The sequence below is a fragment of the Chloroflexota bacterium genome (genome assembly GCA_014360905.1).
In the GTDB taxonomy this organism is placed as follows: domain Bacteria; phylum Chloroflexota; class Anaerolineae; order UBA2200; family UBA2200; genus JACIWX01.
The window spans coordinates 23,791-44,305 of sequence record JACIWW010000025.1; the positions used below are offsets into that span (position 1 = coordinate 23,791).

General features: G+C 53.7%; 22 protein-coding genes. 7 read left to right on the plus strand and 15 right to left on the minus strand.

What is annotated here, in order from left to right; genetic code table 11:
* Positions 1-72: 72 nt before the first annotated feature.
* The 6 genes from hutH (at position 73) to H5T67_10365 (ending at position 6,405) form a co-directional block, all read left to right on the plus strand.
* Entirely contained in the window at positions 73-1,647 is a 1,575-nt protein-coding gene (gene hutH / locus H5T67_10340) for a histidine ammonia-lyase (GenBank protein ID MBC7245711.1), read from the plus strand.
* Entirely contained in the window at positions 1,644-2,819 is a 1,176-nt protein-coding gene (tgt, locus tag H5T67_10345) for a tRNA guanosine(34) transglycosylase Tgt (GenBank protein ID MBC7245712.1), read from the plus strand. Before hutH ends, tgt begins: the two co-directional genes overlap by 4 nt.
* Before the next feature lie 48 nt (positions 2,820-2,867).
* Positions 2,868-3,719, plus strand: a complete 852-nt coding sequence (gene uppP / locus H5T67_10350; GenBank protein MBC7245713.1) for an undecaprenyl-diphosphatase UppP — start codon at positions 2,868-2,870, stop codon at positions 3,717-3,719.
* Between the two features lie 27 nt (positions 3,720-3,746).
* Positions 3,747-4,622, plus strand: a complete 876-nt coding sequence (locus H5T67_10355; GenBank protein MBC7245714.1) for a phosphate ABC transporter substrate-binding protein — start codon at positions 3,747-3,749, stop codon at positions 4,620-4,622.
* A gap of 62 nt (positions 4,623-4,684) precedes the next feature.
* Positions 4,685-5,662 carry a phosphotriesterase gene (locus H5T67_10360; protein ID MBC7245715.1) on the plus strand — a complete coding sequence of 326 codons (978 nt, stop codon included), beginning with the start codon at positions 4,685-4,687 and terminating at the stop codon, positions 5,660-5,662.
* Positions 5,663-5,676: 14 nt separating this feature from the next.
* Positions 5,677-6,405 (plus strand): creatininase family protein, encoded by a 729-nt coding sequence (locus H5T67_10365; protein MBC7245716.1) that lies wholly within the window; start codon positions 5,677-5,679, stop codon positions 6,403-6,405.
* A gap of 151 nt (positions 6,406-6,556) precedes the next feature.
* Here the strand turns inward: H5T67_10365 and H5T67_10370 are convergent, their stop codons facing one another.
* The 10 genes from H5T67_10370 to H5T67_10415 all read right to left on the minus strand — a co-directional run bounded on the left by H5T67_10370 (position 6,557) and on the right by H5T67_10415 (position 15,098).
* A complete protein-coding gene (locus H5T67_10370; protein MBC7245717.1) occupies positions 6,557-7,840 on the minus strand; it encodes a hypothetical protein in 1,284 nt (427 codons plus the stop codon).
* Between the two features lie 88 nt (positions 7,841-7,928).
* Positions 7,929-8,405, minus strand: a complete 477-nt coding sequence (locus tag H5T67_10375) for a PTS sugar transporter subunit IIA (protein MBC7245718.1) — start codon at positions 8,403-8,405, stop codon at positions 7,929-7,931.
* 1 nt (position 8,406) lies between these two features.
* Positions 8,407-8,712, minus strand: coding sequence for a PTS sugar transporter subunit IIB (locus tag H5T67_10380; protein MBC7245719.1), 306 nt, complete (start codon positions 8,710-8,712; stop codon positions 8,407-8,409).
* Positions 8,713-8,807: 95 nt separating this feature from the next.
* Entirely contained in the window at positions 8,808-9,578 is a 771-nt protein-coding gene (locus H5T67_10385) for a 2-oxoacid:ferredoxin oxidoreductase subunit beta (protein ID MBC7245720.1), read from the minus strand.
* The gene (locus H5T67_10390) at positions 9,575-10,768 is read right to left on the minus strand and encodes a 2-oxoacid:acceptor oxidoreductase subunit alpha (protein ID MBC7245721.1); all 1,194 of its coding nucleotides are present in this window, start codon (positions 10,766-10,768) and stop codon (positions 9,575-9,577) included. The genes H5T67_10385 and H5T67_10390 overlap by 4 nt, the downstream gene beginning before the upstream one ends.
* 78 nt (positions 10,769-10,846) lie before the next feature.
* On the minus strand, positions 10,847-11,056 hold the full coding sequence (locus H5T67_10395; protein MBC7245722.1) for a 4Fe-4S binding protein: 210 nt from the start codon (positions 11,054-11,056) through the stop codon (positions 10,847-10,849).
* Between the two features lie 60 nt (positions 11,057-11,116).
* Entirely contained in the window at positions 11,117-11,653 is a 537-nt protein-coding gene (locus tag H5T67_10400) for an inorganic diphosphatase (protein ID MBC7245723.1), read from the minus strand.
* A gap of 43 nt (positions 11,654-11,696) precedes the next feature.
* A complete protein-coding gene (locus H5T67_10405) occupies positions 11,697-12,893 on the minus strand; it encodes an electron transfer flavoprotein subunit alpha (GenBank protein MBC7245724.1) in 1,197 nt (398 codons plus the stop codon).
* A 13-nt stretch (positions 12,894-12,906) separates the two neighbouring features.
* Complete coding sequence (locus H5T67_10410) at positions 12,907-13,707, minus strand: electron transfer flavoprotein subunit beta/FixA family protein (protein ID MBC7245725.1); 801 nt, start codon at positions 13,705-13,707, stop codon at positions 12,907-12,909.
* 170 nt (positions 13,708-13,877) lie between these two features.
* Positions 13,878-15,098, minus strand: a complete 1,221-nt coding sequence (locus tag H5T67_10415) for an acyl-CoA dehydrogenase family protein (GenBank protein ID MBC7245726.1) — start codon at positions 15,096-15,098, stop codon at positions 13,878-13,880.
* A 204-nt stretch (positions 15,099-15,302) separates the two neighbouring features.
* Here H5T67_10415 and H5T67_10420 point away from each other — a divergent pair, with 204 nt between their 5' ends.
* Complete coding sequence (locus H5T67_10420; protein ID MBC7245727.1) at positions 15,303-15,923, plus strand: MBL fold metallo-hydrolase; 621 nt, start codon at positions 15,303-15,305, stop codon at positions 15,921-15,923.
* Positions 15,924-15,993: 70 nt separating this feature from the next.
* Here the strand turns inward: H5T67_10420 and amrA are convergent, their stop codons facing one another.
* From amrA to greA, 5 genes are read right to left on the minus strand one after another with little or no spacing between them, the layout of a single operon-like run.
* On the minus strand, positions 15,994-16,512 hold the full coding sequence (gene amrA / locus H5T67_10425) for an AmmeMemoRadiSam system protein A (protein MBC7245728.1): 519 nt from the start codon (positions 16,510-16,512) through the stop codon (positions 15,994-15,996).
* A 12-nt stretch (positions 16,513-16,524) separates the two neighbouring features.
* Positions 16,525-17,283 (minus strand): glycerophosphodiester phosphodiesterase, encoded by a 759-nt coding sequence (locus tag H5T67_10430; GenBank protein MBC7245729.1) that lies wholly within the window; start codon positions 17,281-17,283, stop codon positions 16,525-16,527.
* Positions 17,284-17,291: 8 nt separating this feature from the next.
* Positions 17,292-18,311 (minus strand): M23 family metallopeptidase, encoded by a 1,020-nt coding sequence (locus H5T67_10435; GenBank protein MBC7245730.1) that lies wholly within the window; start codon positions 18,309-18,311, stop codon positions 17,292-17,294.
* Positions 18,312-19,793, minus strand: coding sequence for a lysine--tRNA ligase (gene lysS / locus H5T67_10440; GenBank protein MBC7245731.1), 1,482 nt, complete (start codon positions 19,791-19,793; stop codon positions 18,312-18,314).
* A 15-nt stretch (positions 19,794-19,808) separates the two neighbouring features.
* Positions 19,809-20,276 (minus strand): transcription elongation factor GreA, encoded by a 468-nt coding sequence (greA, locus tag H5T67_10445; GenBank protein ID MBC7245732.1) that lies wholly within the window; start codon positions 20,274-20,276, stop codon positions 19,809-19,811.
* Positions 20,277-20,515: the final 239 nt, after the last annotated feature.

The window sequence follows — 20,515 nt, forward strand, 5'->3', positions numbered from 1 at the left end:
ACAGTGCAAATGTTCTATGCAACAATAGCCTGAGTGGGGTGTGCCCGATAAGCCAGTAATAAGGAGAGTTACATGCAGACAGTAACCCTCGATGGTGAGGGGCTTACTATTGACACAGTGGTTCGGGTTGCTGATGCCTGGCAACAGCCGGAAGCGATTCGCGTGGAGTTGGCTCCCGAAGCAATGGAACGGGTTCGCGCCTGCCGGGAAGCGGTGGAACGCCTTATCACCCGTCAGGAGGTTGTGTATGGCATCACGACCGGCTTTGGTGCATTCAAGGATCGTACCATTGCTGCGCATCAGGTGGCACAACTGCAACGCAATCTGCTGATGAGCCATACGGTTGGTGTGGGAGCGCCGCTGCCTGAAGCCACGGTACGTGCTATGATGGTGATCCGAGCAAATACTTTAGCCAAAGGCTACTCCGGAATCCGTCTGGAAACCCTGCAGGCACTGCTGGACCTGCTGAATCACGGTGTACATCCCGTTGTACCTGCGCAGGGATCGGTTGGGGCGAGTGGGGATTTGGCTCCGTTAGCGCATATGGCAGTGGTATTGATTGGCCTGGGTGAAGCCATGTACCGAGGCGAGCGCTTGAGTGCCTCAAATGCCCTACGGCGAAGTGGTCTGAGGCCCATTGCTCTGAAAGCGAAGGAAGGCGTTGCCCTATTGAACGGCACGAGCCTTATGACAGCCATTGGCTGTTTGGCGTGTGAACGAGCGCGGAAATTGATGGAGACTGCAGATGTTGCTGCTGCGTTGAGCATGGAAGCACTCTGTGGCACGCCGCGGGCTTTGGATCCACGGTTGCATGCGCTGCGTCCCTATCCTGGTCAAATAGCATGTGCGGCGCACATGAGAACGCTGCTTGAAGGCAGCGAGTTCGTACGAAGTGACGATAATGGCAGCGTGCAGGATGCCTACACGCTGCGTTGCGTGCCGCAAGTGCATGGTGCCATTCGCGATGTCGTTGCTCATGTTCAATCTGTCCTCACAATCGAATTGAACGCAGCGACGGACAACCCACTGCTCTTTCGCGAAGGGGGAACGGAAATAGCACTTTCTGGTGGCAACTTTCATGGGGAGCCGGTGGCGCTGGCCATGGACTACCTTGGCCTGGCGCTGACCGACCTGGGCAATATGTCTGAGCGGCGTATCGCGCGCTTGCTCGACCCAGCGAGCAATGGCGGCATGCTGCCACCGTTCTTGACCGATCAGGGGGGGCTCAATTCTGGTTTCATGATGGTGCAGTACACAGCAGCAGCGTTGGCTTCGGAGAACAAGGTACTGGCTCATCCAGCCAGCGCGGACTCGATTCCTACCTCGGCCAATGCTGAGGATCATGTCAGTATGGGTGCAACTGCGGCACGCAAAGCGGAACAAATCATCGAGCACGTTGAGACCATTGTTGCTTTGGAGCTGCTGTGCGCAGCACAGGGCGTGGATTTCAGACGACGGACTCAACCCGCTTCACGACTGGGGCGCGGCACAGGGGCGGCTTATCAGGCTATCCGCGAGCGGGTGCCTTTCATCGCCAGCGATGAGATCATGTATCCACACATTGAGAGCGTAAAGCGGTTGGTGCAGGAAGGACGGATTGCGCGAGCAGCAGAGCAAGCCTGTCAGCAAATTTCGGACGTAGAATGAGCACTTCGTTTCATTTCATCGTAGAGAAATCAGATGCACATAGCCATGCTCGCGCTGGTGCGCTTTATACACCGCACGGTGTGATCCCCACACCCGTTTTTGCTCCTGTAGGCACCCAGGCCACGGTCAAGACCCTGACCCCGGACGAATTGGTGGAGATGGGCACCACGCTCATCTTGGCCAATACCTACCACCTCTATCTCCGTCCTGGGGCAGACGTGATTGCCCGTCTTGGCGGGCTGCATCGCTTCATGGGCTGGGACAGGCCAATCCTCACCGATAGCGGGGGGTTCCAGGTGTTTAGCCTGGAGAGCCTGCGCAAAGTTAGCGATGAAGGTGTCATCTTCCGTTCGCACATAGACGGTTCCGAGCATTTTTTCTCGCCGGAAAAATCTATCCAGGTACAGGAAAAACTCGGTGCGGACATCATCATGGCTCTGGATGAATGCCCGGATCCGATGGATTATGAGTACAACAAAGCCGCGTTGCAACGCACTCATCACTGGGCTGAACGCTGCCTGCGTGCCCATGCTCGGCCAGACCAGGCATTGTTTGGCATCGTGCAGGGGGGTATTTTCCCTGACCTGCGTCAAAAGAGCGCCCAATTTCTGACTTCCCTGGGGTTTACAGGGTATGCAATTGGTGGCCTGAGCGTAGGCGAACCGAAGGAAAAGACCTGGGAGACACTGGATTTCACGGTACCCTTTTTGCCGGAAGACAAGCCGCGCTATCTGATGGGGGTTGGCTCACCGGAGGACCTGTTCGAAGGTGTAGAACGGGGCATTGACATCTTCGATTGCGCACTGCCCACGCGCCTGGCACGCAATGGTGCTTTGTTCACTTCGCGCGGACGCATCAACCTGCGCAAAGCCGAATTCGCAGAAAAGGCACAGCCCATCGAGGAGGGCTGTGGTTGCTATACCTGTCGGCACTTCACATTGGCTTACTTGCATCACCTGTACAAGGCAGATGAGATTCTGGGATTGCGTTTGAATACAATCCACAATCTCTATTTCATGCTCGAACTAATGCGACGTATACGGCAAGCGATTCTGGAGGGCACATTTGCTGCCTTGAAGGCTAGTTTTTTGGCGCATTATGTGCCAGTGGCGGATGAGAATGGTCAGAGGAGACAAGAGCTAGCTCGCCGGCGAGGGAAGGCTGTAAACTGAGCATCGGTTCGATTATGATATAATATTTCTTAGAAAGGCAATGGTATTGTGGACATCTTTCAAGCAATGGTCTTGGGATTGGTTCAGGGAGCCACTGAGTTTATCCCTGTCAGCAGTTCTGCTCACCTCGTCCTGGTGCCCTGGTTGCTGAAATGGTCCGGTCCCGGTTTGGCTTTTGATACTATCTTGCATTTGGGCACTTTGCTGGCCATGCTTGCCGTATTCTGGCGCGATTTTATCTCATTGGCTATTGCTTGGTGGCGCAATATCGTGAAATCAGTTTTCGTCCGTTATTCTGTGCGTGATGAGGAAGCTCAGCATGAGCCTGGCATCTTGCGGGCCAGGTTGACCTGGTGGATTATCTTGGGCACTATTCCTGCGGCGTTGATGGGTGCGCTCTGGGAAGAGCAATTCGAGGCACTTTTCCATAGCCCCATTCATGTTTCTGTGTTGCTGCTGGTGACCGGACTATGGCTGGTGTTGGCTGAGCGCTTTGGAGGTAAGAGCTATCAGGCGGAGGACATGCGCTGGTGGCAAGCGCTGTTGGTTGGCCTGGCACAAGGAGGCGCGATAGCGCCGGGTATCTCGCGCTCGGGGGCAACGATTGGGGCAGGATTGTTGCTGGGGCTGCGGCGCGAGGCAGCAACCCGTTTTTCCTTCCTGCTCGCGACACCGATTATCTTTGGTGCAGGGATGCTACAGGTAAAGCGTTTGCTTGAGTCACCAGATTTGCAGGTTGGGTTGCTTCCGCTGGCGCTAGGTTTCTTGGGAGCATTCCTGAGCGGTTATGCGTGCATTCGTTTCTTGCTGGATTACGTCAAAAAGCGAAGTCTGCTGGTCTTTGCTGTCTATTGCTGGCTACTTGGTTTCAGCACAATGGCAATCTATCTGCTCAGGTAGCATGTTCAGGACTTGGAAACAGGCGAAATGGATTGGCAGCCGCATCACACGTCTTGGTTTTCTGCGATCTTGCTTCTGATTGTGCTTTTATCTGCCGTGTTATTCAGTGCATGTGGTCAACCATTGCCCACTCCACATGCTCCGGTTCTGCTGCGACTTTCTGGGTCAACTTCCATGCAGCCTTTGTTGCGCGATTTGGCGGCTGCCTACTCTGAGCGTTACGAGCATGTAAGTTTTGATTTCAGCGCAGTGGGGTCATTCGCGGGCATGGAGGAATTGCGTCGGGGAAATGCAGACCTGGCGCTCGTTGCTCGCCTGCTGCAGCCGGATGAAGAGTACGATACCCGCACGAGAAAACGTCTGCTAGCCTATACCGTGATCGCTCAGGATGGCATTGCCGTTGTGGTGAACGAGGGGAATCCTTTGCGTATGCTCACCCTGTACCAGGTGCGCAAGATCTTCGAGGGACAAATTACAAACTGGGCGGAGTTGGGTAGCCCTGCTGGGGATATTTTGGTCATCAGTCGTGAGGATGGCTCGGCAACGCGCGAGGTGTTTGAAGAACTCGTCATGGGAGGCCGTCGCGTGACAACGACAGCGCTGATCATGCCCGGCAGTGAGGCCGTGCGCGATTACGTGGCTACGCATGGGGGCGCAATCGGCTATCTTTCCATGGGGTACCTAGGTACGGGCATCGCTGCTTTAGCAATAGCCGATGCGCTACCCAATCGGCAGACGGTGGAGGATAGTTCTTACCCAATTACCAGGCCATTTTTGCTGGTCAGCCTACCAGAACCGAGTGCACAAGTCACAGCGTTCATGCAATTTGTGCGCAGCCCTGCTGGTCAAGCCATTGTGCGACGAACCTATGGCGGGGCTAGGGCAGGCAGCAGTGTGCGCTAGATTTGAAGGGTGAGGTATAATACTTGTGAGTGTGTAATATCAATGATGAGGAAGGAGTAAGCATGTTATTCATCCGTACATTATTGCGTGACATTGCGCCAGAGGAATTGGGGGTGACGTCAAGCCATGAGCATCTAGTATGCCGTCCTCCCTACTGGGTGGAAAAGGGCGAGGACGATCTCATCCTGGATGATCCCGAAAAAGCCTTGCAGGATGTCCTCGATTTCAAAGAGGCTGGGGGGACAGCAATCGTTGATGCTACATGCATTGATTATGGCCGAGATGTCCCAGCAGTGGCAGAAATTGCACAAAAATCAGGCATCTACATCGTTGTAACGGCTGGGCTCAATAAAGGATTTCTGTGGTCAGCCAAGATGCCTGGCACAGACTGCACCTTTGCCGAATGGATAGATCGAGCAAAAGAGGAGGATCTAACCAGGCTTTTTGTCTCTGAGGTTAAGGAAGGCATTGGCAACACAGGCTACAAAGCTGGCCAACTCAAATTTGGAACTGGTTACAATAGCATCTCTGCTCGTGAAGAGAAGGTGCTGCGGGCTGTGGCGAAGGCACATCTTGCCACTGGGGCTCCGCTTCATGCCCACACGGAGAACGGGACAATGGCCTTGGAACAGGCGGAAATTTTGCTCCAGGAGGGGGTAGATTTATCGCGGGTCAGTTTTGGTCATATGGATCGGAACCCCGATCCATATATACACCGGAAACTCGCGGAGAAAGGGGCTTTTATCTGTTTCGATGGGCTGGGAAAGGTCAAGTATTATCCCGAGTCCACGCGCATTGCCTGCATACTCGAATTGGTCAAACGGGGCTATGAAGATCAAATCCTCCTCGGGTGCGATACAGCACGCAAATCCTACTTCCGCTCTTACAGTTATGGCCCTGGCCTGGACTGGATGTTGAGAAAATGGGTGCCCAGGTTCATTGAGGAGGCGATAGAAGCCGGCTTTGATGGCAAGAGACTGGTGGAACAATTTCTCATTGGGAATCCACGTCGCTATCTCTCCTTTAAGGAGGCGAAATAATGAATGTGACATACATGGATCAATTGAGCGGGGAGGAATTCCACGAAAGATTGCAGAAAAGCGGAATCGCGATTCTGCCCCTTGGAGCGATGGAGTTCCACGGCCCCCATCTACCCATAGGAACGGACAACTTTATAGTTAATAAGGTCTCAGCGGAAGTCGCAAGGCACACAGGTGGCGTATTGCTCCCGTTGATTCCCTATGGCCAGGTTTGGTCTCTGGAGAACTTTCCTGGTTCGCTTAACATCTCCAATGAGACACTGGCGAGCTTGATTTTCGAGATTGGCGTCAGTATGCATCGCCAGGGAGCAGTGATTCTGGCCATAATCAACGGGCATTTGGGCAATATGAATGCAGTGCAAGCAGCAGCCAGGCGTCTATTCCCAGTCGAGGGCCTGATTACCTACATGTTTACCTATCCCGGATTAGCAGAAGCAGCTTCGCGGGTATGCACTTCTCGTCCTCTGCCAGGTGGCTATTTCCATGCCGATGAGATCGAAACGTCTCTTATGCTTTATGTTGAGCCTAGGCTTGTGCATATGGATCGGGCAATTCGGGACGAACCGCAATTACCCCCCGATTTTCAGAACCGTCCAGTTCGTTGGGAGGAAATCACCAAGACGGGTGTTCTCGGGGATGCCAGCATTGCTACTCAGGAGAAGGGCGAAGAAATTTTCCGCACAGTTGTCAGCCGCATTGTGGAAATCCTTGAATATGGACGAAACCAGTACCTGCCAAAGTGATACTGCTTTTGAAGTCCGCGCTAGCTAATTGAGATGGACAATCAGGCTTACTTCTTCTTATGCTTGGTGCAAATAATATAGGGCGGCCTGCTTGAGAGCATAACCGCCCTATATTTTGCGCTAAAGCGTCGCAGCAGAGCCGGCTATATCATTATCTGCCCAGAATGCGCGCGACCACCGCGATCAGTAATGGCCAAATCACATAGTCGGTGTCTGAGGCCCAGCTAAAGAAATCGCCAATAGCAAATCCTATAAAGGGCCACATGGCAGCCTGACCAAGACCCATCAAGGCACCGGCAACTACTCCCCCTAAGATGGCGCCACGGATACCCCAATACTTGTTCCCATATACGGCAGCAGTTGCACCATGGAACCAGGCGGACATGGTCGGGGCGAAGATAAAGAAGGGGTACTTGAACCCGGCAAAGATGATAGATACTACCATCATGGACAGCATGCCGATCAGGCCGCCGTAGGCCATCGAGACCTGGCCATAGGGGAAGAACAATGGGCAATCTAGAGCAGGTATGGCACCAGGGACGATTTTCTGCGCGATGCCCCTGAAGGAGGGAATGAGCTCGGCGATAATCATGCGCACACCCACCATCAAGATTGCAAAACCAGCGGCAAAGGTCAGGGCCTGGAGAATGACCCAGATGGCAGGATCCTTTCCGGCAGCGGCGGCTTTTTCAGAAACGAAGGGTACATTCAATACCGCCATAATGATGTAAATGATCAGGAAGGTGGCTGCCATCATAAGCATGGGCTCTCGTAGCCATTCGAGCGCTTTGGGGAACTTGATTTCCTCCATGCTTCTCCCTTTCTTGGTGCCATTCGCCGAAAAGAGGCGGGTCAACAGGGAGGTAACCAGAACAGGTATGGAAGCCGAGTGCCCCAGTACGAAACCAGCATTTTCATTGACAAAGAGGTCAAACTTGCTGGTATACCAGGGCTGTAAAGTCTGGTATAGCCCGACAAACACGCTGGTCACAATCAGCAAGGCGAGTCCATCTAGGCCCAGAAGGTACTTGAAAGCTGAGACAAAGATCACGGCATTCCAGAAGATCAGGTGGCCGGTTAGATAAATGTATTTAAGTTTGGTAATGCGAGCTAGGAACACGTTGATAAGGAATGCCAAGAGCATGACCAGCCCGATCTGGGTACCAAGTTCAGCGATGATCTTACTAGTACCAATGTCAATCTTGAGTGGTGGCAAACCCAGTGTCTTCCCTGCCAGATCTCCCAGCGGAAGCAGGGCCTGGACCATCAAGTTTACGCCACTCGACAGGATCAAGAGGCCAAGGGCTGTCCTGAGAGATCCTGCGATGGTCCTCTCGATCCGTTCACGTAGGATCAGGAAACCAGCTAATGCGATGATGCCGAGGAACAATGCCGGCTCTTGCATAAATTTTTGTAGAAAACTCACAATTGCCATTGTTTGCCTCCTTTTGCATTAGTTTGATTTTTGGTTTTTCTGGCTCTTCGAGATGAACCAATTAGGTAGATACTTTATTTGGGGTAGATCACCTCCTTTCGTCTTCTTGTAATGTGATCACCTGTTGCAGGTACGAACGCGCTTGCTCCGGAGTCTGCTTTGCTGCAATTGCCTGGGCTATGTCTTCAGAGTTCTGCAACAGGGTAGCCAACTGGCGTAGGAATTCGAGATGAGATTCCCTGTCGGGAGTAGCAAAGGACAAGACGAGATACACGGGATCATTGTGGGAACCAAATTCCACCCCTTGTTTCACGACAAGGAGAGATAATCCAAAGCGCTGTGCACCATCTTCGGGCCGGGCATGGGGGATCGCAATGCCTGGAGCAATGGCTATGTAGGGACCTAATTCCTCGCACACTGCGATCATTTTGTCGGCATATTCAGGGCTGGCAATGCTATGGTCAACCAGCATTTGTCCTCCCATCTTCACTGCCTCTTGCCAGGAGGCAACAGTATCCACGATTCGGATTCGATTATCTAATGCGCTAAGAAAATCCAGTCCCACGCTATGATTGCTCCAGGCGGTTTACCGCATCGAGAAGTTTCTGCCGAATTTCGGGCAGATTGCCATAGTTGCTAATCTCAACGATTTCTTTCACTTTGGGATTGCGTCTGACTAATTCTACCAGGTCTTGGGCAGTAACCACGATATCTGCAGGAACAGCTTGAGCAATGGAGGCATCGGCGGTTTCGACGATCGCGTCAATCTTGGCCTGTTTGAGGATATCCTCGATCGTCATTTTGAGAAAAAGTGCTGTGCCGGTTCCCAAGCCACATGCAGCAACGATTTTAAGAGGGTTATTCCTTGTCATGAGAACCTCCTTGAAGGGCAGTCAAACAAGCATGGTGTTAATATTATAGCCAAATTGGACGAAAAGGCAAGTTTTACAGTTTCCAACCAGCCCTGTTACCCCACAAACTCCCCGATAATTGTCTTGCCAGCCAATTCCTCTGGGCGCATCGTTTTGGCGCGTTCCATGCTAATGCAATTTTGCTTGAGCGCACGCAACATGCCGATTGGCGTGGGGTTCTCATTGCGGCGGCCGTACTGGGTGGGGCAGGTACTGAGCACCTCAATGAAGGAGAAGCCAGTGCGCTGCAGAGCTTTCTTGATGGCGGCGATCAGAGGCCGTACATGCCAGACGGAGTAGCGAGCGACATAGGTAGCTCCTGCTGCTGCTACCAGGCGCGCCAGGTCGAAAGGCGGTTCGGGATTGCCTGCGGGCGTAGTTTGGGTGCGTGCGCCGCGCGGAGTAGTAGGCGTAACCTGGCCGCCGGTCATGCCGTAGATGAGGTTATTCGCGCAAATCACCGTGATGTCCATATTGCGCCGTGCGGCATGGATGAGATGGTTGCCACCAATGGATGCGATGTCGCCATCGCCACCGATGACGACTACGTTGAGTCTGGGATTGAACAATTTCGCCCCGGTGGCAAAGGCTACCGGGCGACCATGGGTTACGTGCAATGTGTCCGTGTTATAGTGTGGGCTGGGAATCCAGCCAGCGCAGCCGATGCCGGACACAAAAAGCATCTGCGAAAAATCCAACTCCAATTCATCAATTGCTCGTAGGATGGCTCCCAGCAGGATACCGTGCCCGCACCCGGCACAAAAGGGGGTAGGGAAGGTGCGCGGACGGATGTATTTCACAATCGAAGCGGTAGTTCCTTTTTTCATGAGAATAGGTCCTTCCCTTCCAGGGCACGCTTTTTGCCAGAGCGCAGGATGCGTTGCATAGCCGTCCAGATTTCGGGTGCGGTAATGACCTCGCCATCGGTGCGGTGATAACCGGCTGCATGTGGCACCACTCGTTGTACCTCGCGCAACATCTGTCCACGGTTCATCTCAGGCATGATGATGTGGCTAGCTTGCGCTCCAAGTTCTTTGACCATATTCTCTGGAAAGGGCCATAGTGTGGTCAGGCGCAACAGCCCTGCTTTGATCCCTGCTTCTCTTGCCAACCTGACGGCACCTAGGGCACTGCGCGCAGTAAAGCCATAAGCTACGAGCAATATATCCAACTTGCTTTCCTCACAGAAATGCGTGTTCGTGCGCTGAATTTCTTCACGATGGTTTAGGATTTTGCTTACCAAGCGCTCTACCAACTGTTGTTGGGCCTGAGGACTTGATGTACGGCGGTAGCCCCAGGCATCATGAGTGGATCCAGTGACGAGCAACCGGGCGCCTTCGCCAAAAGCGGGCATAGGGGGCACCTCCACCTCGCCAAAGGGCGGACGCGAGAGATCCTTCCAACGCTGGTAAATAGACGTTTTGGCTGGCACAGTCATGTTCTCGCGTAGGTGACCCACGCCTTCATCCATCAACAGGATGACCGGCACACGAAAACGGTCAGCCAGATTGAAGGCACGAATGGTTTCATCATAGGCTTCTTGTACGGACCATGGTGAGAGGACGATGATCTCGTAGTCGCCATGTGCACCCCAGCGAGCTTGCATGACGTCGCCCTGGGCTGGGCGGGTAGCCTGACCGGTGCCAGGCCCGGCGCGCTGCACATCTACTACCACGCAGGGCGTCTCAGTGATGATGGCATAGCCGATATTCTCCAGCATCAGGCTAAACCCTGGCCCAGAGGTAGCGGTCATGGCCCGCGCCCCAGCCCAGGATGCGCCGAGCACTGAGGCAATGGAGCCAATCTCATCTTCCATCTGAATGAAGACTCGGCCAGGCAACTGCGCAAAACGCCGGCAAATGTGCTCCATTATCTCGCTGGCCGGAGTAATGGGATAACCAGCGTAATAGTTGCATCCTGCGGCGATGGCTCCCTCCGCGCAAGCCTCATCGCCTTGCAGGAAGTAACGCCCAGGCCTCAATACACTAGGCAAATTTGTCCATTGACTCCCTTTCATCGGTTCAAATTTTTGCTGCTCACTATGCCCCATATCCGGCATCTTGTATCCCGCAGTCTTCACTCGTTACTCCTCACTCTACTCCTCTTCCACCACAATCGCCAGGTCTGGGCATAGTAACTCGCACTGGCGGCATGCCGTGCAGTCCTCTGGTCTGGCTACCAGCACTGGATGGAACCCATGCAGGAAGACGGCCTTATCTACTTCTAGTACTGCCCTTGGGCATACCTCAACGCAAATATGGCATCCTTTGCACCACTCTGTATTCACGGTGATTGTTGGCATCATGCTCGCTATAAACTGTGGTAATCGGCTGAGACGGCAGCTTAGACTTGTTTTGGAATAGCCTCAGCAGTATTGCTTCTTATAGAGCCTCATGGCGTGCTCGATAACCTTGCGCGCTGCCTGCGCATCTTCCCATCCCTTCGGAATGACCTCGATACCCTCCAGTTCCTTGTACCTCTGGAAGAAATGGCTAACCTCGGTTAGAAAGTGCTGGGGTACATCGCAGATCGAATGATACTCACCGAAAAGTGGGTCGGCAGCAGGAACAGCCAGGATTTTCTCGTCGGCTTCGTTCTCGTCGAACATGTGGAACACGCCAATAGGTCGGCACTCAATGACACAGCCGGGGAAGGTGGGGTCGGTGACCATGACCAGGATATCCAACGGGTCACCGTCATCGCCACAGGTCTGCGGGATGAAGCCATAGTCACCCGGATAGTGCATCGGGCTGAAGAGCACCCGACTGAGCTGGATTACACCAAGGTGTTTGTTGTATTCGTATTTGTTGCGGTGACCTCTGGGGATCTCGACAACAGCGTACACGACCTCTGGTGCTTGAGGCCCAGAGGGGATGTCATGCCACAGGTCTGACTTGAGCACAATCTGGCCTACCTTTCAGAATGTATGGGCTTCGGAAGGCTTGTCACTTGCGCAGCTTCTTTCTGAATTGCTCCGTCAGTGCCGGCAAGATCTGGAACAGATCGCCGACAATGCCGTAATTGGCTACGCTGAAAATGGGTGCTTCGGGATCCTTGTTGATGGCCACGATGATCTTGGCAGTGCCCATGCCGGCCAAATGCTGCACGGCTCCGGAGATGCCGCAGGCGATGTACAGGTCAGGGCGCACAGTCCGACCGGTCTGTCCTACCTGATGGGCGTAGGGAATCCAGCCCGCATCTACCGCCGCGCGCGAAGCGCCTACCGCTCCGCCCAGTACCTCGGCCAACTCGCGAATGGGCTCAAACCCCTCGGGACCGCCTACGCCACGCCCACCGGAGACGATGATCTTGGCATCAGCTAGGTTGACCTCGCCCTGTTGCTTGATGAAGTCGACCACTTTGGTGGCAATCTTCTCCTCGTCCAAGTTTGGCTTGATGGCGATGATCTGTCCCTGGCGTTTCTCGTCCGGAACGGGCATTTCGAAAACCCGGTGGCGCACAGTGGCCATCTGGGGCCGATAATTAGGGCAAATAATCGTGGCCATGATGTTGCCGCCAAAGGCCGGACGAGTCTGTCGCAATAGATTGGTCTCTGGATCAATATCGAGCCCGGTGCAGTCGGCAGTCAGGCCGGTATACAATTCGGTAGCAACGGACCCCGCTAAGTCTCGCCCACGGGAACTAGCGCCCAGGATAAAAATCTCTGGCTTATACTGTCGTACCAGTTCTACCAATACCTCTGCATAAGGCTGGGTGCGGTAGACTGCCAGGGTGGGGTCATCTACCCAGAAGACGCGGTCGGCGCCATACGCGATGGCTTGCTTGGCAATATGTTCTACGTTATGCCCCAGCACGCAAGCTGTCAGTGTAGTGCCCCGTTGATCGGCCAGTTCGCGTCCTTTGCCCACCATCTCCCAGGAGATGCTGCATGCCTCGCCTTGGAATTGCTCGATCCAGACCCAGACGCCTTGGTAAGCGGCCAGCCCCTCCGCCGCTGCCTCTGGACGCTCAGGCAGGCTCAGCGCATTCACCGGGCAGACATCCAGACATGCACCACAGGCAGTGCATTTATCGTCCACTACAGCGATATTATCCACTAGAGATAACGCGCCAAACGGGCAGATACTTACACAGGCTCCACAACCAGTGCATTCTTCTTTGTTGATTTCCAAAAGTGGCATGATGTATGTCCTCCTAGAGCACTTTCTCGGCGAGAAGCTTGTCGGCCAAAATGCTTGCTGCCTCATCTATGCTATCCGCCTGGATGATTTCCACCTTGCCTTCGCGCTTTGGTGGGTTGAAGACGCGCACGACCTGTGTGGGGCTGCCTTTCAAGCCCAGTTTGGTGGGATCGGTATCCGGTAAATCAGCCGCGCCCCAGGTTGGGATCTGCATTCTCGTGGCGCGGCGGATGCCAAGAAAGGTGGGATAGCGAGGTTGATTGATGTCTTTGACCACGGTGAGCAAGGCAGGCAGCTTGGTCTCCACCACCTCTCGTCCTTCTTCCAGCAAGCGTTCTACCACGATGGTGCGTGATTCTGGGTCTATCTTCCGGATTTTGAAGACGTAGGTGAGTTGGGAGATGCCAAGCTGACGGGCAATTCCTGGTCCCACCTGCCCTGTGTCGCCGTCAATCGCTTGTTTGCCACAGAGAATAATGTCAAAATCGCCGAGTTTTTTGATCGCCTGGGACAGCGTGTAGGCTGTAGCCCAGGTATCTGAGCCAGCGAAGGCCTTATCAGAGAGCAAAATAGCTTCGTCAGCGCCCATAGCTACTGCTTCCTTGAGCGCTTCCAGCGCCTGCGGTGGTCCCATGGAGATAACTGTTACTTTGCCGCCGAATTGCTCCTTGAGACGCAATCCTTCCTCGATGGCATACGTATCAAAGGGGTTGATAATGCTGGGCACGCCTTCGCGGATAAGCGTGCCGGTTTCCGGGTTGATCTTGACCTCCGTTGTATCCGGCACTTGTTTGATGCACACGATGATGTTCAACGTCGTGACCTCCTTGTCTGAGGATTGTGAAATAAAGCACTATAGGCAAATCCAATTATAACATTGAGTTCCGCTAGATACAAGCTCGCGAGACATGCATTGATTTGCCAAAAGTGCTTACATAGTAATGTTCTTGAAGCGTGACGCACAGTGCTGGTAATAGCGTATTCTCATCCCTCGCTCTGCCACTCCACCGGGTCGTAGGCTGGCAGTTCACAGCGCAGGGGCTTGTCCTGGCGGTAACCCAGGGCATACTGCGCTTGGATGAGCTGGTGGATTTCGCGGCTGCCTTCGTAGATGACGGCGCCTTTGGAGTTGCGCAGGTAGCGCTCAACGTCGTATTCATCGGAATAACCATAGGCACCGTGAATTTGCACGGCGTCGGCAGCGGAATCGAAGGCAGCATCACAGTTGACCCACTTAGCTAGCGAGGTCTCGCGCGTGTTACGCATGCCCTGGTTCTTGAGCCAGCCAGCATAGTACACCAGCAATCGCCCTGCATCCCGTCGCGCCACCATCTTGGCGATCATCTGTTGGACCAGTTGATGCTGTCCGATGGGCACGCCGAAGGCATGGCGCTCATTGGCATAGCGCACGGATGCTTCCAGGCACGCTTCGATCAATCCTACTGCTCCTGCTGCCACGGTATAGCGTCCACCATCGAGCGCGCTCATAGCAATCTTGAAGCCCTCGCCTTCCTGACCCAGCAGGTTCTCGGCAGGTACCACGCAATCCGTCAGCGTGATGCTGCCGGTGTTGCCTGCACGCACGCCTAACTTACCGTGAATGGTTCCTGTCTTGATACCTGGAAAGCCACGCTCAACGAGAAAAGCAGACATGCCAGTATGGTCGCGCTTCTTTTTCTTCTCCAAGTCAGTCCAGGCAATGATCAGGAAATTGTCGGCTACGTCGGCCAGCGAGATCCACATTTTCTCGCCGTTGAGCACGTAATGGTTGCCTTCTTTGCGCGCTGTCGTCTGTATCCCGACCGCGTCTGAGCCAGCGTTTGGCTCGGTCAAGCCATAGGTGGCAATTTTCTGCCCCATGGCTTGTGGCACTAGGTATTTCTGCTTTTGCTCCTCTGTGCCCCATTGAAGCAGGCTCAGGCTGTTCAAGCCGATGTGCACGGATAGAACAACGCGCGCCGAGGTGTCTACACGCTCTAGCTCCTCGCAGGCGATGGCCAGCGAAATGTAATCCATGCCTGCCCCGCCGTACTTGACCGGGATGCAGATGCCGAGGATACCCTGCTGCCCCATCTTGGTCAGTATGTCGCGGCTGTATTGATGCTTGCGGTCAAGTTCTTTGATGTAGGGCGCAATTTCCTTTTCCGCAAATTCGCGCACCATCTTGCGTACCATCTGATGCTCTTCGGTCAAAGCAAAGTCCATTTCTCCTCCTCTGGAAATCATACCAACGTTGGCTTGGTTTGTCCCTTTTTGGCGACAGGCCAATTATACCACAGCCATTTCGCGCTAGCCAACCCCAAGCATGCAAATTCGCCATCTCTACCCTTTTGGCACAGGTGCGCGAAGGCAGGTATAATAGCTACGAAAGAAGTGCAAGTGCTAGAATGTGCAGGAGGTGATAGAAAAATGGCTAATTTGTTGGAAGGCATTACCTGGCTTGGACACGCTAGTTTTAGGATCAAGGCGCCGGAAGGGGTCGTTTATATTGACCCTTGGAAACTTCGCAGTCCCGAGCCGGCCGATTTGATTTTGATCACACATGAGCATTACGACCACTTCTCGGCTGATGATGTGAAGAAGATACGCAAACCGGATACGACCATTGTCACCATAGCGAGCGTTGCCGCGCAGTTGAAGGGCGACGTGAAGACAGTCAAGGCAGGTGATACCCTAACGGTCAAGGGGGTTAAGATCGAGGTTGTGCCTGCTTATAACCCAGCCAAGCAGTTCCATCCCAAGCAGGCAGGTGGTGTGGGCTATATCATCACTGTGGGCGGACGGCGCATCTACCATGCTGGTGATACAGACGCCATCCCAGAGATGAACCAGATCAAAACCGATGTTGCGCTCTTGCCTGTGGGTGGAACATATACCATGACCGCTGCTGAAGCGGCGCGGGTAGCCAACACCATCAAACCCGCGGTGGCTGTGCCCATGCATTGGGGTGATATTGTTGGGTCACGCGCCGACGCCGAAGCATTCCGCGCCCAGTGCCAGGTGCCAGTGGAGATCATCACGCCGGAGTGACGAGTGATGAAGTGATGGGTGAGAGTAGTCAGCCATAGCTAACTTATCACTCTTTACTCGTTACTCATCATTAGTGGTAACGTTTGACCTCGAAGCGGTATAGTTGCACGGGTTCGTGTGGGCCAATGCCTGCTTTGCGTCGTGCAATTTCGACCTGATATTCCGCCGTGTCTACGCCTTCCAAATCGGGCAACAGCAGGCCGCGTCGCCATCCTGATCGCACGATAACTCCGTAGCGCTTGGGGTCCAGTTCTGTAATGGATTCAATGGGCTCAGGTGTGGTAAGAATATCCACAGAGATCTCCAGGTCATTCAACTCGCTGGCCTGAACTGGCGGGAAGCGTGGATCGTGTGTTGCAGCGCTAATGGCGTTTTGAATGATCTCTTGCGCGACGTTGGCAGACCGCGGTTCAATAGTGCCGATGCAGCCGCGCAGAACGCCATGTTTGTGCAGCGAGACAAAGACCCCAGCTCGCTGCTGCATCTCTGGTGCCAATTCCTGAGGGGGGTGAATGATCTCGTGTCGGCGCACATAATGTTCAATTGTTTTTCTGGCCAATTCTACTATAGGATGATGCTCTTTTTCCATAGCTCTATCCCTCTATCCTTTGATCATTATAGCTAATGCGTCCGGGCAGTTCGTAATGATCATATCCACTTTCTGCCTTATCAGATATTGCCAATCCGAGACTGGATCTGGCGTCCACACATTGACCCGGTACCCCTTGCGCCTAGCCCAAAGTAGATAGTCATTTGTTACCATTGCATAGTGCGGGTGCAGCGCATCGGGATGGGCCATGGGACGCAGCCAGGCACGTCGCAGGTAGATGGGCAGATCATCTGCATATAGCAGCCCTGTATGCAAATCAGGGGCTAACTGTTTCACCCGCCGCAGTGCGAAGGGATTGAACGAAGAGAGCACCACATGCTGCTCTAACCTGTACTCACGCACTATGCTGATGACCTTTTCCTCCAGGCCATCTCCACGAATGCTCGTGCTCTTCAGTTCGATATTGAGCAGTATATCGTCACCCGCCCAGGCGACAACTTCACGCAGTGTAGGAATACGTTCGCCAGCAAACTCAGGGCTAAACCAGGAGCCAGCATCCAAGGCTTTCAGTTGAGCCAGAGTGAGCTCTCTCACTCGACCATGGCCATCCGTCGTTCGCTCCACGCTGAAATCATGGATGACTACGGGTTCACCATCAGCGCAGAGCATGATATCCAGCTCAACTCCGTCTGCTCCCATCTCGCAAGCTTTCTGAAAGGAAGCAATAGTATTTTCCGGTGCAGCTTTAGGTGCGCCACGATGCCCGAAATTCAATGGACGATCGCGGTAAGGGAATCCTGCTGGGGTCATGGTTCCTCCTATTCAGGGATCTGGCGCTCCGTCCATTCGAGAGGATTGACTAATATGCCACCGACACGCATTTCCCAATGGAGATGTGCACCGGTGGATAACCCGCTATTGCCCAGACGTCCTATAAGTTCGCCCTGTTTCACCTGTTGTCCTTCCTGGACGAGTATCTCCGAAAGGTGATAGTAGCCTGAATATACGCCCCATCCGTGATCTAATATGACCGCATTGCCGTGCACATTCAATGGGGCAGCCAGTGCCACTCGGCCGTTGTTGGCAGCTACAACCGGGGCACCTATTTCGCCTGCAATATCAATCCCGCCATGGAAGCTCGTGCTTCCATCATTGTAAGTCCGGCCGATGCCAAAGGGGGATGTGACCCGGCCAACGTGTGGCCAGATAAACACTCCTTGCCAGAACTGTTGAGGAGTAATGATGGCAAAAACTTGATTCAGGCGCTGAGCTTCCTCCTGCACTAATTGTGCATCTAGCAGGTTAACCCTGTCAGATGGGATCTGGATATACTCTTTGCCAATGTCCTCCCCTATCACCACAACACTCAGGGACACGGAGACGCTTGTGCCCATGCTATCTGCAATAGAAACTTGGATTGGATGAGTACCTACCGCACTTCCAACTGGTATGCCTACCAGAGCCCAAGCTCCACTTGTTCCTGGGATGAAGAACAAGCGTCGCTCATCCAAAACCGCATTGGTGATGATGCCGCGGTTGGCCGATATTTTGATCACCAGCGTGTGCCCCTGTTTGACCTGAGGTGGGTCCAGATTCACGGTCACATGCAGCGGCACAACCGTTGGTGTGGCAGTAGGGGTTGGCGTGGCTGTAGCAGTGACAGTGGGAGTAGGGGTGAGTGTATTGGTAGCAGTTGCGGTGAGGGTAGGGGTGGGAATGAAGGTAGGCGAAGGAGCTTGCCAAAGCGAAGTCACGACATCGCAGCCTGCAATAAGGAAAGCTGCCAATAGGGCCAGAGCGAAAGTTTTAGGTATCCTCGCCGTTGTGCGGGATTTCATCTACTCTTCCGATTTCGGCTTCAAAGCGGGGAATAGGATGACCTCGCGGATCGAGGGGTTATCGGTGAAAAGCATAGTCATGCGGTCAATGCCGAAACCAAGACCACCTGTAGGAGGCATGCCATATTCCATCGCTCGAATCCAATCCTCATCCATAGGATGTGCCTCTGCGTCGCCTTCTTCAAGTTGCCGTCCCTGCATTTCAAAACGCTCTCGTTGTTCTAGGGGATCGTTCAATTCGCTGAAAGCATTGCCGCATTCCAGTCCGCCCACGAAGAACTCGAAGCGCTCTACCAGCGTGGGTATATCTGGCTTTTTCTTGGCCAAGGGCGAGATGTCTAGAGGATAGTCCATAATAAATGTAGGCTGAATGAGCTTTGGTTCGACGTATTCTTTGAACAGTTCTTCTACCTGTTTCCCCCAGGTTGGTTTGGCGTCGAGTTCTAGGTTGCGCTCCTTTATTTGACGCCTCAAGGACGGCAGATCCGTGTAGATGGCGATGTCAATGCCTGTATTTTCTAGGATGGCTTCTCTCATGGGCCATCTCCGCCAAGGCGGAGTCAAGTCCACTTCATGCCCTTGGTAGGTGATGGTTGCTGTGCCCATTACCTCGCGGGCTACGGCGTGCCATAGCTCTTCGGTAAGGCGCATCATGTCATGGTAATCTGCATAAGCTTGATAAACCTCGATCTGCGTGAACTCGGGATTGTGCTTTGTAGAGATGCCTTCATTGCGAAAGTCACGGCCGATCTCATAGACTCGTTCTAGCCCGCCAATGATAAGGCGTTTGAGATAAAGCTCATCCGAGATGCGCAGATAAAAGTCGCAGTCCAAAGCATTGTGGTGCGTCACGAATGGGCGAGCTGCCGCACCACCGTAGATAGGCTGCAGGATGGGCGTTTCCACCTCTAGGAAACCACGTTCGTCCAGAAAACGCCGTATGGCTGATACCATGCGTGTGCGAGTGATGAAAGTGCGGCGTACACGCTCATTGGCGAGCAGGTCCAAGTAGCGTTGTCGGTAGCGCAGCTCAACGTCCGTCAGGCCGTGCCATTTTTCTGGAAGGGGACGCAGCGCTTTGGCCAGCATTTGAAAAGATTTGACTTGGATAGTGATCTCACCTGTTCTGGTGCGGAATACTGGCCCTTTAACGCCAATAAAATCACCCAGGTCAAACATTTTCAGGAAGAACTCGTAAGCTTGCTCTCCCACTTCATTCTGACGCAGGTAAATCTGCATACGGCCGCTGCCATCCATGATATGAGCAAAAGTGGCCTTGCCCATCACTCGGATGGACATGATGCGCCCTGCTGTACATACTGTTGGGGGTTCGGCTGCTCCTTCACTAGCGGCAAAAGCTTGCAACGCTTGGGCTACGGAATGGGTACAAGAGAAACGCGCCGGATAGGGGTCAATTCCTGCAGCGCGCAAAGCAGTCAGCTTTTCCAGCCTCTGCTCTCGTTGGTCGCTTGTATCAGGCACGATGTATCTCCTATGCTAGCCAATGGCGAGAATCTCGAACTCGATAGGGCCGTCAGGGGTTTGCACCGTAATCCAATCACCTACCCGGTGTCCCAGCAAAGAGCGACCTAGAGGCGATTCGTCTGAGATGCGGCCTTGACGTGGATCTGCCTCGGCTGGCCCAACGATATGGTAGATCTCAGGGCTACCGCCTTTTTCCATTACGGTGACCCGGCTGCCAAGGCAGACTACATCTCCCTGTCCGGGCTCTTCAATGATCTGGACCTGGTTCAAAAGGGCTTCCAGTGTCATGATGCGGCCCTCAACGAAGGCTTGCAGGTTTTTGGCCTCGTCATAGCCAGCGTTCTCCATAATGTCGCCGCCTTCCTTAGCCTCATGGATTTGCTTGGCTATTTCAGGGCGGCGTACGGTACGCAAGTATTCTAATTCCTGTTCGAGCTTGCGTTTACCCTCGGCAGTAAGATAGGTGGGTTTTTCGGTCATCAGGCATCTCTCACTTTCACAGAACTCCAGCGATCAACTAGCAAAAAAGCGCCCTGAGGCGCAAATTCTATGTTCTAATTATACTCAGTATCTGCGTGCTGTCAAACCAATAAATGCGCTTGCGCCAACAGATCGTTACCAGGTGGTACAGGCGATTTTGACAAAAGGGGGTGCTCCTGTGGTAAAAGAATTGTGGAAACAACTGCACCAGGAGGAGCACCGCCTATGGCCGATCTGGC

Bases quoted from the DNA above. Each gene is read 5' to 3' on its own strand.
- hutH (MBC7245711.1), top strand. From the start codon at position 73: ATGCAGACAGTAACCCTCGATGGTGAGGGGCTTACTATTGACACAGTG.
- tgt (MBC7245712.1), top strand. From the start codon at position 1,644: ATGAGCACTTCGTTTCATTTCATCGTAGAGAAATCAGATGCACATAGC.
- H5T67_10355 (MBC7245714.1), top strand. From the start codon at position 3,747: ATGGATTGGCAGCCGCATCACACGTCTTGGTTTTCTGCGATCTTGCTT.
- H5T67_10360 (MBC7245715.1), top strand. From the start codon at position 4,685: ATGTTATTCATCCGTACATTATTGCGTGACATTGCGCCAGAGGAATTG.
- H5T67_10365 (MBC7245716.1), top strand. From the start codon at position 5,677: ATGGATCAATTGAGCGGGGAGGAATTCCACGAAAGATTGCAGAAAAGC.
- H5T67_10370 (MBC7245717.1), bottom strand. From the start codon at position 7,840: ATGGCAATTGTGAGTTTTCTACAAAAATTTATGCAAGAGCCGGCATTG.
- H5T67_10380 (MBC7245719.1), bottom strand. From the start codon at position 8,712: ATGACAAGGAATAACCCTCTTAAAATCGTTGCTGCATGTGGCTTGGGA.
- H5T67_10385 (MBC7245720.1), bottom strand. From the start codon at position 9,578: ATGAAAAAAGGAACTACCGCTTCGATTGTGAAATACATCCGTCCGCGC.
- H5T67_10390 (MBC7245721.1), bottom strand. From the start codon at position 10,768: ATGAAAGGGAGTCAATGGACAAATTTGCCTAGTGTATTGAGGCCTGGG.
- H5T67_10395 (MBC7245722.1), bottom strand. From the start codon at position 11,056: ATGATGCCAACAATCACCGTGAATACAGAGTGGTGCAAAGGATGCCAT.
- H5T67_10405 (MBC7245724.1), bottom strand. From the start codon at position 12,893: ATGCCACTTTTGGAAATCAACAAAGAAGAATGCACTGGTTGTGGAGCC.
- H5T67_10415 (MBC7245726.1), bottom strand. From the start codon at position 15,098: ATGGACTTTGCTTTGACCGAAGAGCATCAGATGGTACGCAAGATGGTG.
- H5T67_10420 (MBC7245727.1), top strand. From the start codon at position 15,303: ATGGCTAATTTGTTGGAAGGCATTACCTGGCTTGGACACGCTAGTTTT.
- amrA (MBC7245728.1), bottom strand. From the start codon at position 16,512: ATGGAAAAAGAGCATCATCCTATAGTAGAATTGGCCAGAAAAACAATT.
- H5T67_10430 (MBC7245729.1), bottom strand. From the start codon at position 17,283: ATGACCCCAGCAGGATTCCCTTACCGCGATCGTCCATTGAATTTCGGG.
- H5T67_10435 (MBC7245730.1), bottom strand. From the start codon at position 18,311: ATGAAATCCCGCACAACGGCGAGGATACCTAAAACTTTCGCTCTGGCC.
- greA (MBC7245732.1), bottom strand. From the start codon at position 20,276: ATGACCGAAAAACCCACCTATCTTACTGCCGAGGGTAAACGCAAGCTC.